13 protein-coding genes are annotated in these 15,286 nt (G+C 64.9%); 6 read left to right on the top strand and 7 right to left on the bottom strand.

The window, feature by feature from the left end; all coding sequences use genetic code 11:
• Nucleotides 1–147: 147 nt before the first annotated feature.
• The 3 genes from D1012_RS03495 to D1012_RS03485 form a co-directional block, all read right to left on the bottom strand.
• The gene (locus tag D1012_RS03495) at nucleotides 148–1,188 is read right to left on the bottom strand and encodes a T6SS phospholipase effector Tle1-like catalytic domain-containing protein (RefSeq protein ID WP_354002024.1); all 1,041 of its coding nucleotides are present in this window, start codon (nucleotides 1,186–1,188) and stop codon (nucleotides 148–150) included.
• Between the two features lie 34 nt (nucleotides 1,189–1,222).
• The gene (locus D1012_RS03490) at nucleotides 1,223–3,508 is read right to left on the bottom strand and encodes a xanthine dehydrogenase family protein molybdopterin-binding subunit (protein ID WP_118149904.1); all 2,286 of its coding nucleotides are present in this window, start codon (nucleotides 3,506–3,508) and stop codon (nucleotides 1,223–1,225) included.
• 90 nt (nucleotides 3,509–3,598) lie between these two features.
• Entirely contained in the window at nucleotides 3,599–4,744 is a 1,146-nt protein-coding gene (locus D1012_RS03485; protein WP_118149903.1) for a type III PLP-dependent enzyme, read from the bottom strand.
• 217 nt (nucleotides 4,745–4,961) lie between these two features.
• Between D1012_RS03485 and D1012_RS03480 the strand changes: the two genes are divergently transcribed.
• Nucleotides 4,962–5,393 (top strand): Lrp/AsnC family transcriptional regulator, encoded by a 432-nt coding sequence (locus D1012_RS03480; protein WP_118149902.1) that lies wholly within the window; start codon nucleotides 4,962–4,964, stop codon nucleotides 5,391–5,393.
• Here D1012_RS03480 and D1012_RS03475 read toward each other — a convergent pair.
• Nucleotides 5,390–6,043 carry a winged helix-turn-helix transcriptional regulator gene (locus D1012_RS03475; protein WP_199489431.1) on the bottom strand — a complete coding sequence of 218 codons (654 nt, stop codon included), beginning with the start codon at nucleotides 6,041–6,043 and terminating at the stop codon, nucleotides 5,390–5,392. The genes D1012_RS03480 and D1012_RS03475 overlap by 4 nt on opposite strands.
• Nucleotides 6,044–6,116: 73 nt before the next feature.
• Here D1012_RS03475 and D1012_RS03470 point away from each other — a divergent pair, with 73 nt between their 5' ends.
• From D1012_RS03470 to D1012_RS03455, 4 genes are all read left to right on the top strand, one after another.
• Nucleotides 6,117–6,479, top strand: a complete 363-nt coding sequence (locus D1012_RS03470; protein ID WP_118149901.1) for a DUF1428 domain-containing protein — start codon at nucleotides 6,117–6,119, stop codon at nucleotides 6,477–6,479.
• Nucleotides 6,476–7,228, top strand: a complete 753-nt coding sequence (locus D1012_RS03465; RefSeq protein ID WP_118149900.1) for a VOC family protein — start codon at nucleotides 6,476–6,478, stop codon at nucleotides 7,226–7,228. The genes D1012_RS03470 and D1012_RS03465 overlap by 4 nt, the downstream gene beginning before the upstream one ends.
• Nucleotides 7,229–7,308: 80 nt before the next feature.
• Entirely contained in the window at nucleotides 7,309–10,416 is a 3,108-nt protein-coding gene (locus D1012_RS03460; protein ID WP_118149899.1) for a valine--tRNA ligase, read from the top strand.
• Between the two features lie 298 nt (nucleotides 10,417–10,714).
• Nucleotides 10,715–11,815, top strand: a complete 1,101-nt coding sequence (locus D1012_RS03455) for a pyridoxal phosphate-dependent aminotransferase (protein WP_118149898.1) — start codon at nucleotides 10,715–10,717, stop codon at nucleotides 11,813–11,815.
• On the opposite strand, the gene D1012_RS03450 is transcribed toward D1012_RS03455, so the two are convergent.
• The 3 genes from D1012_RS03450 to gatB all read right to left on the bottom strand — a co-directional run bounded on the left by D1012_RS03450 (nucleotide 11,816) and on the right by gatB (nucleotide 14,501).
• Nucleotides 11,816–12,202, bottom strand: coding sequence for a DUF4177 domain-containing protein (locus D1012_RS03450; RefSeq protein ID WP_118149897.1), 387 nt, complete (start codon nucleotides 12,200–12,202; stop codon nucleotides 11,816–11,818). It abuts the gene before it with no gap.
• 143 nt (nucleotides 12,203–12,345) lie between these two features.
• On the bottom strand, nucleotides 12,346–12,993 hold the full coding sequence (locus tag D1012_RS03445; protein ID WP_118149896.1) for a hypothetical protein: 648 nt from the start codon (nucleotides 12,991–12,993) through the stop codon (nucleotides 12,346–12,348).
• A complete protein-coding gene (gatB, locus tag D1012_RS03440; protein WP_118149895.1) occupies nucleotides 12,990–14,501 on the bottom strand; it encodes an Asp-tRNA(Asn)/Glu-tRNA(Gln) amidotransferase subunit GatB in 1,512 nt (503 codons plus the stop codon). The genes D1012_RS03445 and gatB overlap by 4 nt, the downstream gene beginning before the upstream one ends.
• A 191-nt stretch (nucleotides 14,502–14,692) precedes the next feature.
• Between gatB and D1012_RS03435 the strand changes: the two genes are divergently transcribed.
• The gene (locus tag D1012_RS03435; protein ID WP_118150058.1) at nucleotides 14,693–15,280 is read left to right on the top strand and encodes a transglycosylase SLT domain-containing protein; all 588 of its coding nucleotides are present in this window, start codon (nucleotides 14,693–14,695) and stop codon (nucleotides 15,278–15,280) included.
• Nucleotides 15,281–15,286 lie beyond the last annotated feature (6 nt).

Raw genomic sequence — 15,286 nt, 5'->3', positions numbered from 1 at the left:
GTCCCCCGTCATGGGGAGGCAGACCCTGCGGCGGGCCCAACGCCCGCGCCAGACACAGACCCGCACATGCCGTGATGCGCCTCCCTCCCCCCTCGTGGGGGAGGGCTGGGGTGGGGGGGGCGCGCCTCAGGTCAAACCGGACACGCCCTACCGCCAGACCCGCGCGCGCTGCATCATGTCGCCAAACCGCGACCCGTCCGGCTTGCGGTCACCCACAGAAGGATGCAGTTTTTCGCTGCGGTCGCGCCCTACCACCCGGCGGCGGCGCAGCAGGAACAACTTGCCCCAGGACCGCCAGGTCCCCACCATCGGAGCCTGCGGGTCGCAGGGAAACCGCTCGCGCCACCCGACCGGCAGCGCCAGACCACAGGCCTCGGCCCGGTCCAGCATCCAGACCAGCGGAATATTGGCCAGGGGCCGCGCCGCCTCAAGCAAGCCCACCTGCCCGCCGACATCGGCATGGGCCCCGGCAAACCAGACCTGTTCGATATTGCCCTCCCAGCCATCGGGGCAGTCCCACAGCACCGGGTCGAATACTGCCCGCGTCTCATGCAGCGCCAGCGCGTGAAAGCCATGCCGGATCGACGCGCCAAGGTGGTGGTTGTGGAACGCATGCCGCCCGTCGGTCAGCATCCACAACAGCGGCAGGCGCAGCCCCAGCGCCTTGACCGTATCCCAGACCCCGACCATCTCGATCGGGGCCTCGATGTGGCAGGTCTGCAGCGCAAACACCTGCGCCGCCCGGCTGTCGGGCCCGGTCATGTAATGCCGGTAGGCCAGCCGCACATTCCGTTCGGTCGCCTGATCGTGGCGCAACAGTCCCACCCGGTCGATCACCCCGGCGAGCGAGCGCACGGCAAAGGCCCCGCGCGAATAGCCCAGCAGGTAAATCCGGTCACCCGGCCGGTACTGGCTGGCCAGCCAGCCATAGGCGCGGCGGATCTGGCGGTTGATCCCGCGCCCCTGCGCCACCGTACCAAGGTTGCGCCACCCCTCCCATTGCAGTCCCGGCTCGTAATACAGCCGCCGCCGCTGGCCTGGCGTCTGTTCGCTCAGCACCGCAAAGGCCAGCCCGGCGTTGGTCTCCAGTCCCGGCAGCAGCGACGACATGGTGCCGTCAAGGATCACCACATGATCGACAACACCCCGCCCCGGTCCGGGGGGCGGGGCATGACCTTCGGTTTCCACCACCGGATGGGGACGGAACCAATGCCTTATGTGGTCAAGAAGCGACGTCTTCGGCCTCCTTCAGCCAATGCCAGATGCGTTGCGGCGTAAACGGCATATCCACCCGCGCGACGCCCCGCGGGGCCAGCGCATCGCGCACCGCGTTGGAAATTGCGCCCAGCGCGCCCACGGTTCCCGCCTCGCCACAGCCTTTCATGCCCAGCGGGTTCATGATCGACGGCACCGGCTCGCTGGTAAAGCCGAACATCGGCAGATCAGAGGCGCGCGGCATCGCGTAATCCATGAATGTGGCCGACAGCAGTTGGCCCTGTTCATCATACTGCGCCGCCTCGCACACCGCCTGACCATAACCCTGCGCCACGCCACCATGCACCTGCCCGATGGCAAGTTCCGGGGCCATCAGCGTGCCGAAATCATCGACCACCGTATAGCGGTCCATCACCAGCGCCCCGGTTTCGGGGTCCACCTCCACCTCGGCCACATGCGCGCCGTTGGGGTAGCTGCGCCCGTCCAGCGTGGTGGTCTGGCTGACATCCAGCAGATCGGCGCGCCCGCGCATCCGCGCCAGATCGGCGGCCTCGGCCAGAGTCAGCCGGGTGTTGCTGTCCGCAGCGCCAAAAGTGCCGCCGTCAAAGCCGACCCCCTCGACCTCCCACTCCTCGGCCAGAAAGGCGCTGAATCCGGTCACCATGGTCTGCACCGTCGCCCGCATCGCGGTGCCCTGCACGGTAACCGAGCGTGACCCACCAGTGCCGCCGCCCTTGGGGATCGCATCCGAATCGCCCTGCACAATCCGCACCATCTGTTCCGGCAGCCCGGTCCATTCCGCCACCATCCGGGCATAAACCGTCTCATGCCCCTGCCCGTTCGATTGGGTGCCGACATAGAGCGTGGCGCCGCCATCCGTATCCAGCACCAGCCGCGCGGTTTCATCGGGGTCGCCCAGAATGCTTTCGATATAGGTGGCAAGCCCGATACCGCGCAGCATGCCGCGCGCCGCACTTTCGGCCTGCCGCGCCGCGAAGCCCGCCACATCGGCCTCCAGCTTCGCGCGGTCCAGCACGCGGGGGAAGTCGCCCACGTCGATCATCTCTCCGGTCGCGCTGCGATAGGGGAAGGTCTTGATGAAGTTACGCATCCGCAGATCAAACGGGTCCACCCCCAGCTGCCGCGCGGCGTCATCCATCACCCGCTCAATCGTCAAAATCGCCTCGGGCCGCCCCGCCCCGCGATAGGCATCGACCGGTGTGGTGTTGGTATAAACCCCCACCGCCCGTAGATGGGCCGCCGATATGTCATAAACGCCGGTCAGCACCTTGGAAAACAGCTCCGACTGAATGGGTTGCCCGAATTGCGAGTTATAGGCGCCAAGGTTGGACACAAGATTAACACGGTACCCCGTGACCTTCAGATCCGCATCAAACGCGAGCTCGGCCACCGCCACCAGATCGCGCCCGGCGTTATCGGTCAGCATCGATTCCCCCCGCGTTGCGATCCAGCGCACCGGCTGGCCCAGCGCCCGGGCGGCCGCCGCCACGCAGACATATTCGGGATAGGTCATCGCCTTCATGCCAAAGCCGCCACCGACATCGGGGTTGGTCACCCGCACCGCTTCACGCGGGAGGGCCAGCATCCGCGCCAGCTCGTTGCGCTGGTTCCAAACCCCTTGCCCGTTAAAGCTGAAATGCAGCCGCCCGTCCTGCCACTCGGCAAAGCAGCCGCGCGGCTCCATCGCGTTGACGATGATACGGTTGTGGATCACCTCCAGCGACACCCGGTGCGCGGCCCCGGCAAAGGCGACATCAACCGCCGCATAGTCCCCAATCTCCCAGTCATAGGCGCGGTTCTCGGGCGCTTCGGCATGCACCTCTGGCCCGCCCGGAGCCACGGCCAGCGCCACCGGCAGGCCGTCCACCTCCAGCCCGACCAGTTCCGCCGCATCCTGCGCCGCAGCGATGCTGTCCGCGACGATCATCACCACCGCCTCGCCCACGAACCGCACCCGGTCGCGCGCCAGCACCGGCCGCTCTGGCCCCGCCCCCATGCTGCCATCGGCATTGCGCAACCGCGCGCCTTTCATCCCCAGCGTGACGCCCAGCGCCTCCAGCCCCGCGGCATCCAGCACCAGATGCACGCCCGGCACCGCGCGTGCCGCGTCCAGTTCCAGCGCGATGATCTCGCCATGCGCATGGTCCGAGCGCAGGAACAGCGCGTGCAGAGCGCCCCCCGGCGCGATGTCATCGACATAGCGCCCGCGCCCGGTCAGAAACCGGATGTCCTCATGCCGCCCGACGCCCTGCGCTTTGCCGAATTTGCTCATGCCCCACCCCTTTGCTTGCCGCACAAAGAGTTACGCCCCCTGCTGGGTTTGTCCAGCCGGGGGCGTATGTTGCAACGCAGTTCGTCGAAATCAGACCTTGAGCGACAGCACCGTGGCAATCCCCAGATCGCCAAAGCCGTTGAACCGCGAGTTGGTCACGGTGGAATAGGCCCCCATGCCATGCACGATCACGAAATCGCCCTCGGCAATATCGCCCGGCAGCGGAATATCCCCCGGCAGACGGTCCACCGAATCGCAGGTCGGGCCAAAGATGATGCGCGGCACCTCTTCGCCCACGCGCTTTTCGCCGGTTGCCGACAACACTTCCATCCGGTCGATCACGCCGATCAGCGGCAGTTCGGTCAGCGTGCCGTACACCCCATCGTTCAGGAACACATGGCTGTCGTCGCGCACCGCCTTGACCCGTGCCGCCAGCGTATACGCGTCGCCGCACAGCGCCCGGCCCGGCTCGCAGACCAGCAGTGGGCGGTCAGCGCCAAACGCTTCGGTTGCCACGCGGTCGATCAGCGCAAAGGTTTCCTCCAGCTGCGGCGCCACGCCGTGCAGCCGGTGGTTCGGGAACCCGCCCCCGACGTTCAGCCGCGCAATCGTTACACCGGCCTTGCGCGCGATCTCTGCCGCCTCAAGGATATAGGACTCCCACGCCTTTGGGTCGGTGCATTGCGTGCCTGGGTGAAAGGTGATCGACGGGATGAACCCGGCCTCGGCCACCACTTTCAGCAGGTCCACCGCAACCTCGGCCGTCGCACCGAACTTGGCGCCAAAGTTATAGGCCGCCCCCGCCACCGGCAGCTTGAAACGCACCGAAATCTCGGTGCCCTCAGCCGGGACCATCTCGATCAGCTTGTCGAGTTCCGACCGCGAATCAACGCTATAGGATTTCACCCCCCGCGTCACAGCATAGGCAATCTCGTGCCGGGCGCGCACCGGGTTGTTGTAGTGGATAGCGGCATCCGGGGCCAGTCGGCGGATCAGGTCAATCTCGAACCCCGATGCGCAGTCATAGCCACGCACCCCGGCCGCCGACAGATTTTCCACCATCTCGTCGCTCGGGTTCGACTTGACCGCATAGGTCACCATGCCGGGAAAGCCGTCGATGAACCGGCGGGCCGCTGCCTGCACCGCTGTCGGTGCAAAGAACAGCACCGGATCAACGGGTTGCTCGACCCGCAGAAATTCGGTTGGATTTGTCCAGATCGTTTTCGAGAGTCCCATCGCAGTTTTTCCTTCCTGCCAACAAGACGCATAGCCCTTGACCGTTGCAACGAACGGGGCCGGGCACCAGCGTGGTTATCTAAAACCAGGCCAGGTGCGTATGAGCCGCCCTTTTCCTGCAACGTAGGATGGGGCATATGAGGCACAAACGCACCGAACAAAACTATATAATCGGAGTCTGAAGACGTTATTATGATGAAAACATCGGTCAAATCGCATGGATGATCTGGATCGTAATATCATCGCCCTGCTGCGTGCCGATGCGCGGCTGTCGCTGGCCATGCTGGCACGTCGGCTAAAGGTCGCACGCTCGACCATACAGGCCCGGCTGGAGCGGCTGGAAGACAACGGCACCATCGCCGGCTACACCCTGAAACTGGGTCAGGGGGCCGATCCCAACCGCCTGCGCGCGACGGTTCTGCTGACGATAGAGCCGCGCACCCAAGCCGCCCTGCTGACCCGGCTCAAGTCGATTTCCGAGGTGGAGCGGGTGTTTACCACCTCTGGACGGGTGGACCTGTTGCTGCAGATCGCCTGCCCGAACACCCAGGTGCTTGATCAGGTACTGGACCAGATCGGCGCGATGACCGGGGTGCATTCATCGGAAAGCCTGATCCACCTGAGCACAAAGATCGACCGCGCCGTCTAGGCCGGACCGGCAGGCCGCAGCGAGAACAGATCGACAAAGGCCTGCCCGTCAGCCAGATCGCCGTCAAACCGGATCACCCCCTGTGCGGTCTGGGCCAGCGGCATCGGGCCATAGATCGCCATGGCCATCGCATTGGTGCCGCCCTCAAACCGCAGCGCCGCCCCGGTCGTGCCGCGCTCCACCCGGAACTGCCCCGGCGCGGTGGTGATCACAAACGGCTCGCCCCCCAGCACCATCGCCGCCACATGCCTCCCCGCGCGCTCCCGCGCGCACATGGCCCGCATCGACAGCATCAACGAGGTCGGGCTGATGAACAGGCGCGGGTCATGCCCCGGCATCCCCGCCCCCCAGCGGCACAGCGCGCGGATCACTGGCCACAGGCCCAGCCCGGCCCCGGTCAGCCGGTACAGCTGCACCCGCACCGGATCAGGCAATTGCTCCCGCACAACGATGCCCGTCGCTTCCAGATCCTCCAGCTTGCGGGTCAGGATATTGGCGCTGATCCCCGGCAACCCGTCGCGGATTGCGCCGAATCTGCGCGGCCCCAGCATCAGCTCACGCACCACCAGCAGCGCCCAGCGGTCGCCGATCAGGTCCAGCGCATGGGCCTCAAGACAGCCTTCCTGATAGCTTCGGCGGGATTTGGTCACGTTACATAACTTTCAGTTGCTTTTTGTAACTAGCTTTGACAGCCTGCCCCGGCAAGTGCCAGGAGGAACGGACATGAATTATTTTGATACCTTCGTCATTCCGGTCTCAAACGATCGCCGCGATGATTACATCGCGCATGAGGCAAAGTGGTGGCCCGAATTCCAGAAGCTGGGGGCGCTGTCTTTTGTGGTGGGCTGGGGCGATGACGTGCCCCCCGGCAAGCACACTGATTTCCTGCGCTCGGTTGATCTGGCCGAGGGCGAGACCGTGGTGGTGGCCTGGATGACATGGCCCGACAAGGAAACCCGCAACGCCGCCTACAAGGCGATGGAGTCTGCCATGTCGCCCGATGACATGGCCGAGATGCCGTTTGACGGCAAGCGCATGATCTACGGCGGCTTTGTGCCCGTTCTGGTCAAGGGGGAAGCCGCATGAGCGTTCTGGGCCTGCCCTACTGGTACGAACTCACCGCCGCCAATATCCCCGCCTCATCGGCGTTTTACGGCCCGGTGATGGGCTGGCAGTTCAAGGACTCCGGCATGCCGCGTTTTGACTACACCATCGCGACCCATGGCGAGGATATGGTGGCCGGACTGATGGGGCCGGATACGCCGATGCCCGAATTCTGGATGGTCTATTTCGCCGTCGATGATTGCGACGCCAGTGCCGCCCGCGTGACCGCCCTTGGTGGCACGGTCCACCGCGCGCCCGAAGACATCCCCGACACCGGCCGCTTTGCCATCGTCAGCGACCCGCAAGGGGCTGTGTTCGGCCTGATGCAACCCCAAGACGGCCAGCCCGGCGCGGCCTTTGACCAAAAGAATCCCGGCCACGTCAACTGGCACGAGTTGCAAACCTCCGACCCCGCAGCCGCACTCGGCTTTTACACCACCCTGCTCGGCTGGACCGCCGGTCAGGCAATGGATATGGGCGCGATGGGCATCTATCAGCTGGTCTCCCTCCCCACCGGCGATATCGGCGGCCTGATGCCACTGGCCCAGCCCGGCATCCCGCCGCACTGGCTGCCGGTCTTTGGCACCGACAGCATCGCCGCCGCCATGACCCGCATCGCGGCACAAGGCGGCACCACCCTGCATGGCCCGATGGAGGTGCCCGGCGGGGCCTTTGTCTGCTACGCCGCCGACCCGCAGGGTGCCACCTTTGGCCTCGTCGGCCCGAGCTGACTTCAGGGGGCAAATGCCATCCCCCTTGGCCTTTGCCCCCACATTCGCTAAGTCCCCTGCAACCGCAGAGGAACACGCCCATGCCGATGGAAAAGACCTTCAACGCCGCCGAAGCCGAGGCCCGGATCTCGCAACAGTGGCTGACCGAAAAAGCCTTCCGCGCCGGGGCCAATGCCAAGCCCGGCCACCCGGCGTTTTCCGTCATGATCCCGCCGCCCAATGTCACCGGCTCGCTGCACATGGGCCACGCCTTCAACAACACCTTGCAGGACATTCTGACCCGCTGGCACCGGATGCGCGGCGATGACACGCTCTGGCAGCCCGGCACCGACCATGCCGGGATCGCGACGCAAATGGTGACCGAGCGCGAGATGGCGAAAAACGGCGAACCCACCCGCCGCGACATGGGGCGTGAGGCGTTCCTGTCCCGCGTCTGGCAGCAAAAACAATCCTCACGCGGCACCATCATCGGCCAGCTGCAACGCCTTGGCGCCTCCTGCGACTGGGACCGTGAGGCCTTCACCATGTCCGGCGCCCCCGGCGCGCCCGAGGGCGAGCAGGGCAATTTCCATGACGCCGTGATCAAGGTCTTCGCCGACCTCTACAACAAGGGCCTGATCTATCGCGGCAAGCGTCTGGTGAACTGGGACCCGCATTTCGAGACCGCGATCTCCGATCTGGAGGTCGAGAACACCGAAGTCGCGGGCCACATGTGGCACTTCAAATACCGGCTCGCCGGCGGCGAAACCTATGAATACGTCGAGAAAGACGAAACCGGCGCGGTGACCTTGCGCGAAACGCGCGACTACATCTCCATCGCCACCACAAGGCCCGAGACCATGCTGGGCGACGGCGCGGTGGCGGTGCACCCGTCGGACACGCGCTACGCGCCCATCGTCGGCAAGATGGTCCACCTGCCGCTCTGCGACCGTCTGATCCCGATCATCACCGACGAATACCCCGACCCGACCTTTGGCTCGGGTGCTGTGAAGATCACCGGCGCGCATGATTTCAACGACTACGGCGTGGCCAAACGCGCCAACCTGCCCTGCTACCGCCTGATGGACACCCGAGGGGCCATGCGCGCCGATGGTGCCCCCTATGCGGAAGCGGTCGCCCGCGCCCGCGAGATCGCCGCAGGCTCCCCCACCAATGAGTCCGAAGTCGACAGCCTCAACCTCGTCCCCGAGAAATACCGTGGGTTGGACCGGTTCGCGGCCCGCAAGGCGGTGGTGGCCGACATCAACGCCATCGGTCTGTCCGTGACGACGCTGGTCAAACAGATCGACCCCGAAACCGGGTCCGAACACCTGACCCGCGAGCCGGTGGTCGAGGCGAAAAAGATCATGCAGCCCTTCGGCGACCGCTCCAAAGTGGTGATCGAGCCGATGCTGACCGACCAATGGTTTGTGGACACGGCGAAAATCGTCGAACCCGCGCTCGATGCGGTGCGCACAGGCGCAACCAAGATCATCCCGGAGTCGGGCGAGAAAACCTATTACCACTGGCTGGAGAACATCGAGCCCTGGTGCATCAGCCGCCAGCTCTGGTGGGGGCATCAGATCCCGGTTTGGTATGGTCTGTCGATCGACGCCGCCGATTTTGTCGATGACGAAGGCGACAATGCATTGGATCAGGTCGAAATTCTCACCATCCTCGGGGATGGCGGCTATATCGAGCGCGAGTCGCGCTTTCACTGCGCGGCCAGCATCGACGCAGTCACCGAACGCTTCCTTGATGATCTGGCCGCCCTGCCCCACCCGCTCAACACCGCGCGTGTGGTCGAAGTGGCCGACCGGCAAACGGCGGTGGAGACCTTTGCCGCAGCCCTTGCCGATTACACCCTGTCGCAAGACCCGACCCATCTGGTCTATCCGGTCTGGCGCGACCCCGACGTGCTCGACACCTGGTTCTCCTCCGGCCTCTGGCCCATCGGCACGCTGGGCTGGCCGGAACCCACTCCGGAACTGGCGAAATACTTCCCGACCTCGGTCCTCGTGACCGGGCAAGACATCCTGTTTTTCTGGGTCGCCCGGATGATGATGATGCAGTTGGCGGTGGTCGATCAGATCCCGTTCCACACCGTCTACCTGCACGGCCTTGTGCGCGACGCCAAGGGCAAGAAGATGTCGAAATCGCTCGGCAATGTCATTGATCCGTTGGAGATCATCGACGAATACGGCGCCGATGCGCTGCGCTTTGCCAATGCCGCCATGGCCAGCCTTGGCGGGGTGCTGAAACTCGACACCAGCCGCATCGCAGGCTACCGCAACTTCGGCACCAAACTGTGGAACGCCTGCCGCTTCGCCGAAATGAACGGCGTGTGGGAGGGGCATCGCACCCAGACCCAACCGCCACAGGCCAGCGCCACGGTGAACAAATGGATCATCGGCGAGACCGCCAAGGCCGCGGCCGAAGTCTCCGAGGCACTGGAAAACTACCGCTTCGACCAAGCCGCCGACACACTCTACAAATTCGTCTGGGGCAAGGTCTGCGACTGGTATGTCGAATTCGCAAAACCCCTGTTTGATGGCGAACAGGCGGGCGAGACGCGGCAAACCATGGCTTGGGTGCTGGATCACTGCATGATCCTCTTGCACCCGATGATGCCCTTCATCACCGAAGAGCTGTGGGCCACCACCGGCACGCGGGCAAAGCTCATGGTCCACACCGACTGGCCAGAGCTGCCCGCCAGCCTGATCGACGCGCCGTCGATGGCCGAGATGACATGGGTGACAACCCTGATCGACGACATCCGCTCCGCCCGCGCGCAGGTGCATGTGCCGGCGGGGCTGAAACTCGATCTGGTGGCCACCGCGATGACCGGTACGGCACAGGCCGCGTGGGCCAATAACGCGCCGCTGATCCAGCGCCTCGCCCGCATCGACTCCCTCAGCCATGCCACCACCGCGCCCAAAGGCGCGATCACCGTGGCAGCCGAGGGCGCGACCTTTGCCATCCCGCTCGCCGGTGTCATCGACATCGCCGAAGAAAAGGCGCGGCTGCAAAAGACGCTCGACAAACTGGCCAAGGAAATCGGCGGGCTGAACGGACGGCTGAACAACCCCGCCTTTGCCGCCTCCGCGCCGGAAGAGGTGGTGGAAGAGGCCCGCGCCAATCTGGCCGCGCGCGAGGATGAGGCCGCCAAACTCCGCGCAGCCATGGCCCGTCTGGCTGAAATCGGCTGACCGGAACGCCTTTTCCCGCAGGGGGAGCCTCCGGCGGGGATATTTAAGGATAGAAAATGACCAAAGATGCGCTCATTTCTTGTCTGCAAATATCCTCGGGGGGATGAGGAGCGGCAGCGACGAAGGGGGGCGGAAAGCCCCCCTTTTCTTTGGCGGCACAAAGTGGTGCCGCTGCAGAAATGTTAAAAACCCGTTGATGTCACAGCTTAACCCATTGATATAAATATATCCTCCTTTTGTAACACAGTGGGAAGGCCCCCTTGCCCCGCGCCGCATTTCCCGCCACTCTGCCGGGATCATGACCCGCTTTCTCACCCCCCACGCCGCCACCCTTCCCTCTGTCGTGCCCTTCACCGGCCCCGAGGCGCTGGAACGTCAGATGGGCCAGACCTTCCGGGCAAGGCTGGGGGCCAATGAGAGCCTGTTCGGCCCCTCGCCTGCCGCCATCGCCGCAATGAAGGAGGCGGTGGAAGGGGTCTGGATGTACGCCGACCCCGAGAGCCATGAGCTGAAACAGGCCCTCGCCCGGCATCACGGGGTGACCCCGCAGCACATCGTGGTGGGCGGCGGGATCGACGGGTTGCTGGGCCTGTTGTGCCGCCTGACGCTGGAGCAGGGCGTGCCGGTGGTGACCTCACTCGGGGCCTACCCGACCTTCAATTTTCATGTGACCGGCTTTGGCGGGCAGCTTCTCCGTGTGCCCTATCGTGGCGCGCACGAAGACCCGCAGGCCCTGCTCGACACCGCACGGCAGACCGGGGCGCGGCTGATCTACCTGGCCAACCCCGACAACCCGATGGGCAGCCATCACACAGGCGCGGTGATCGAGGACATGGTGGCGCACCTGCCCGACCACAGTCTGCTGGTGCTGGACGAAGCCTATGCCGATCTGGCGCCTGAGGGGACCATCCCCACGATCCACCCCGATCATCCACAAGTGATCCGGCTGCGCACGTTTTCCAAGGGCTATGGCATGGCGGGCGCGCGGGTGGGCTATGCCATTGCCCGCCCGGAACTGGCGCAGGCCTTTGACAAGGTGCGCGATCATTTCGGCATGAACCGGGTGGCGCAGATTGGCGCGCTGGCGGCGCTGGCGGATCAGGGCTGGCTGGCCGACGTACAGCGCCGGGTGAGGGCAGCGCGGGACCGGGTAAGCCGGATCGCAGAAGCAAACGGGCTGCGCGCCCTGCCCTCGGCCACCAACTTCGTGACGGTGGACTGCGGGCGCGACGGCGACCATGCCCGCGCCGTTCTGCGCGAGACGGTGGCGCGGGGCGTGTTCATCCGCATGCCGGGGGTGGCCCCGCTGGACCGCTGTATCCGCATCAGCCTTGGGGATGACGCGGCGCTGGATGTGCTGGAAGAGGTGCTGCCGCAGGCCATCGCTGCGGCAGGCTGATCATTCGGCGGCGATATCGGATTTTGCCGGCCCAAGCGCAGGAGCTGGCCCCGCCGCCACATGCGCGGCACCGAGCTTCAGCGTCGGCAGCTCAGGCTCTGGCGTGGCGCGCAATGTGCTGAACGACGGGGGCGTTTCCGTGACCTGCCTCTCAACCAGCGTGCGGCGGAACACCAGCATGTTCTGATACGTGGTTTTTGTGCCAGTCAGCCCTGCGCGTTCATCGCAAGGCAAGGTGTCGGCGCGCACATAGTCCCACCCGTCAGCCCCAAGGCTGTTCATCAACTGGGTCAGGGTCTGGGCAAAGCGGTCTTCGGTCGTTTTCACTCCGCGGAGTTTTTCCCCCCGTTTCGGGGCTGGAATGACCTTGTATTCGTAGCGTTGCATGATGGCTCCCGCGAACTTTTCAATGTGCAGAATAGCGGGTTTCCCGGGCCAAGACCAAGCTTTCAGTGCACTTTTTCGGCATGCCCGGGCAGTCTGGCAACATCTGGCCGATGTGGTGGGCGCATATCGCCGCGCCCCTATCCCTAGGGGGCATCCCCCGCCGCGAGGCCGGGAAACAGCTGTAGCACATCCGATTCCAATATATCGGCTGTGTGGCGTTCATCGGCATCTGGGGCAAGCGCGCGGGCGGCAAGCAGGTACTGGCGCAGGCTGAGGGCGCGCCTGTGGGCATCAGGGCAGAGCGGCGAGCGGCACAAGGCCAGCAGGATTTCGGCCATCGCCAGATGGGTGGCGGCAGAGGGGATCACCAGCGCTTCGGTCTGTGCTTCCTCTGCCCGGAGCAACTGGCGGTAGCTCCGGTCGGGGTCTGTGGCATCTTCGGGCAGCGGCAGCCAGGCCTGCGCCAGCGCGGCCCAAAGGGCGGCACGTTCAGGGACTGAAATCCGCGGCTGTTCGATCATCGCGCGCAGTTTGGCCACCGATCGCGCCCGCAGGATACGGGCCGGTTTGCCGGTCAGCGCCTGCGCCTTGGCCCGCAGCGCGCGGCCCAGCAGCAGCGCCACCTCGGGCGTGTTCGGCAGCCGCTCCAATGCGGCAATGGCGCGGTTCAGCGGCGCAAGGCAGGCGGGCGGGTTCAACCCCAGCCCCATCCGCACATCACCGCGCGCCCGCGCCAGAAGCGAGGCATCATCGCGGCCAAGGGCCGCGCGAAGGCGGCCCAACAGGCTCACAGCCCCAGTTTCTGCGCCACCATCGCATTCACGACGGCGGGATTGGCCTTGCCGCCGGTGGCTTTCAGCACCTGACCGGTGAACCAGCCCGCCAGCTTGGCATTGACCTTGGCCTTCTCGACCTGACCGGGGTTTGCCGCGATCAGATCGTCCAGCGCGCGTTCAATCTCGCCGGTGTCGGTCACGGCTTTCATGCCATGTTTCGCGGCCTGCTCTGCCGGGTCGCCGCCCTCGGTCCAGAGGATTTCGAACAGATCCTTGGCCATCTTGCCGGTGATCTCGCCCGAGGCCAGCAGATCGAGCATCCCGCCCAGTTGCACGGCAGACACCGGGCTGTCGGCGATCACCTTGCCCTCTTTGTTCAGGCGGCCAAACAGCTCGTTGATCACCCAGTTCGCGGCACTTTTGCCATCGCGGCCCTGAGCGACAGCCTCAAAGAACCCGGCGGATTCCAGATCGGCGGTCAGCACATTGGCGTCGTAATCGGTCAGGCCGAAATCACCCATGAACCGGGCTTTCTTGGCGTCGGGCAGCTCTGGCATCGAGGCTGCAATGTCATCGACCCAGGCCTGCTCAATCTCCAGCGGCAATAGGTCGGGATCGGGGAAGTAGCGGTAATCAAACGCCTCTTCCTTGGACCGCATCGACCGGGTTTCGTTCTTGTCGGGATCGTAGAGCCGGGTTTCCTGATCAACCTTGCCGCCATCCTCCAGAATCGCGATCTGACGCCGCGCCTCATAGTCGATGGCCAGCTGGATGAACCGCATCGAGTTCATGTTCTTGATCTCGCAGCGGGTGCCGAGGTGGCTGAAATCCTGCGTGGCCTGATATTTTTCATACTGGCCGGGGCGGCAGACCGAGACGTTCACATCGGCGCGCAGGTTGCCGTTCTGCATGTTGCCGTCACAGGTGCCCAGGTAACGCAGGATCTGGCGCAGCTTGGCGACATAGGCCGCCGCCTCTTCCGGCCCGCGAATGTCGGGGCGGCTGACGATTTCCATCAGCGCCACGCCGGTCCGGTTCAGGTCGACGAAAGACATCGCCGGGTCCATGTCATGGATCGACTTGCCCGCGTCCTGTTCAAGGTGGATGCGTTCGATCCGCACCAGACGGGCAACGCCGGGGGACAACTCGACCAGCACCTCGCCCTCACCCACGATGGGGTGATACAGCTGGCTGATCTGATAGCCCTGCGGCAGGTCGGGATAGAAGTAGTTCTTGCGGTCAAAGGCCGAGAACAGGTTGATCTGCGCCTTCAGCCCGAGGCCGGTGCGCACCGCTTGCTCAACACAGAAATCGTTGATCACCGGCAACATGCCCGGCATCGCGGCATCAACAAAGGCCACGTTGGAATTCGGCTCGGCCCCGAATGTGGTAGAGGCGCCGGAAAACAGCTTGGCGTTTGACGACACCTGCGCGTGGATCTCCATTCCGATGACAAGTTCCCAGTCGTGCTTTGCCCCGGCAATCACCTTGGGGGTCGGCGCGGTATAGGTCAGGTCCAGCATGGCGCACTCCTTCTTTGCCCTGACTTCGGGGCATTTCCCCCTGTCTTTAGGCGGCGGCGGGCTTTGGGGCAAGGGGGTGGAACTGGCGGATTGACGCCGATTGCCGGGTCATGGGGTTGCCCGACTCAGGCCAGACAGCCTAACGCCACAGGGCCGTGCACAGAGGTGCGGCGCTGCCAATGGACTTTTCGATGCGTTTTCCCTTTTCGCTTGTGGCCGTTTCGGCATTCGTTCTGGCTGGCTGTGTGGCCGGAGCTACCGGAAAGGACTCAGGCGAACAGCCCGCAATGCGGTGGGATCACCGGCCCGAGGCGGCCACCTGGACGCAGACGTCGATGAACATGATCGCAGCCAATGATGCAGTTCTGGCGGCCAAGGTTCCGGCCGATATTCAGGGCTGGTGCCCCGGATATGGTCAGGCCACGGTGACGGAGCGTCGGGCATTCTGGGCCGGGCTGTTGTCGGCAACGGCCAAGCATGAAAGCACGTGGAACCCCAAAGCCTCGGGCGGTGGCGGGCGCTATATCGGGTTGATGCAGATCTCGCCAGCCACGGCGCGGGCCTATGGCTGCAAGGCAACCAGTGCCGCCGCGCTGAAAAATGGCGAGGCGAATCTGGCCTGTGCCATCCGGATCATGTCGAAACAGGTCGGGCGTGACGGGGTGGTTGCCGGAGGCGGCAATCTGGGCATCGGGCGCGACTGGGGTCCGTTCCGGTCGGCGTCGAAGCGGTCTGACATCGCGGGCTGGACCAAATCGCAAGAGTATTGCGCCAGCTGACCGGGC

The organism is Pseudotabrizicola alkalilacus, from assembly GCF_003443995.1.
Lineage (GTDB): Bacteria > Pseudomonadota > Alphaproteobacteria > Rhodobacterales > Rhodobacteraceae > Pseudotabrizicola > Pseudotabrizicola alkalilacus.
The sequence above is the reverse complement of the archived record's forward strand: the minus strand, read 5'-3'. Positions and strand labels throughout refer to the sequence as shown.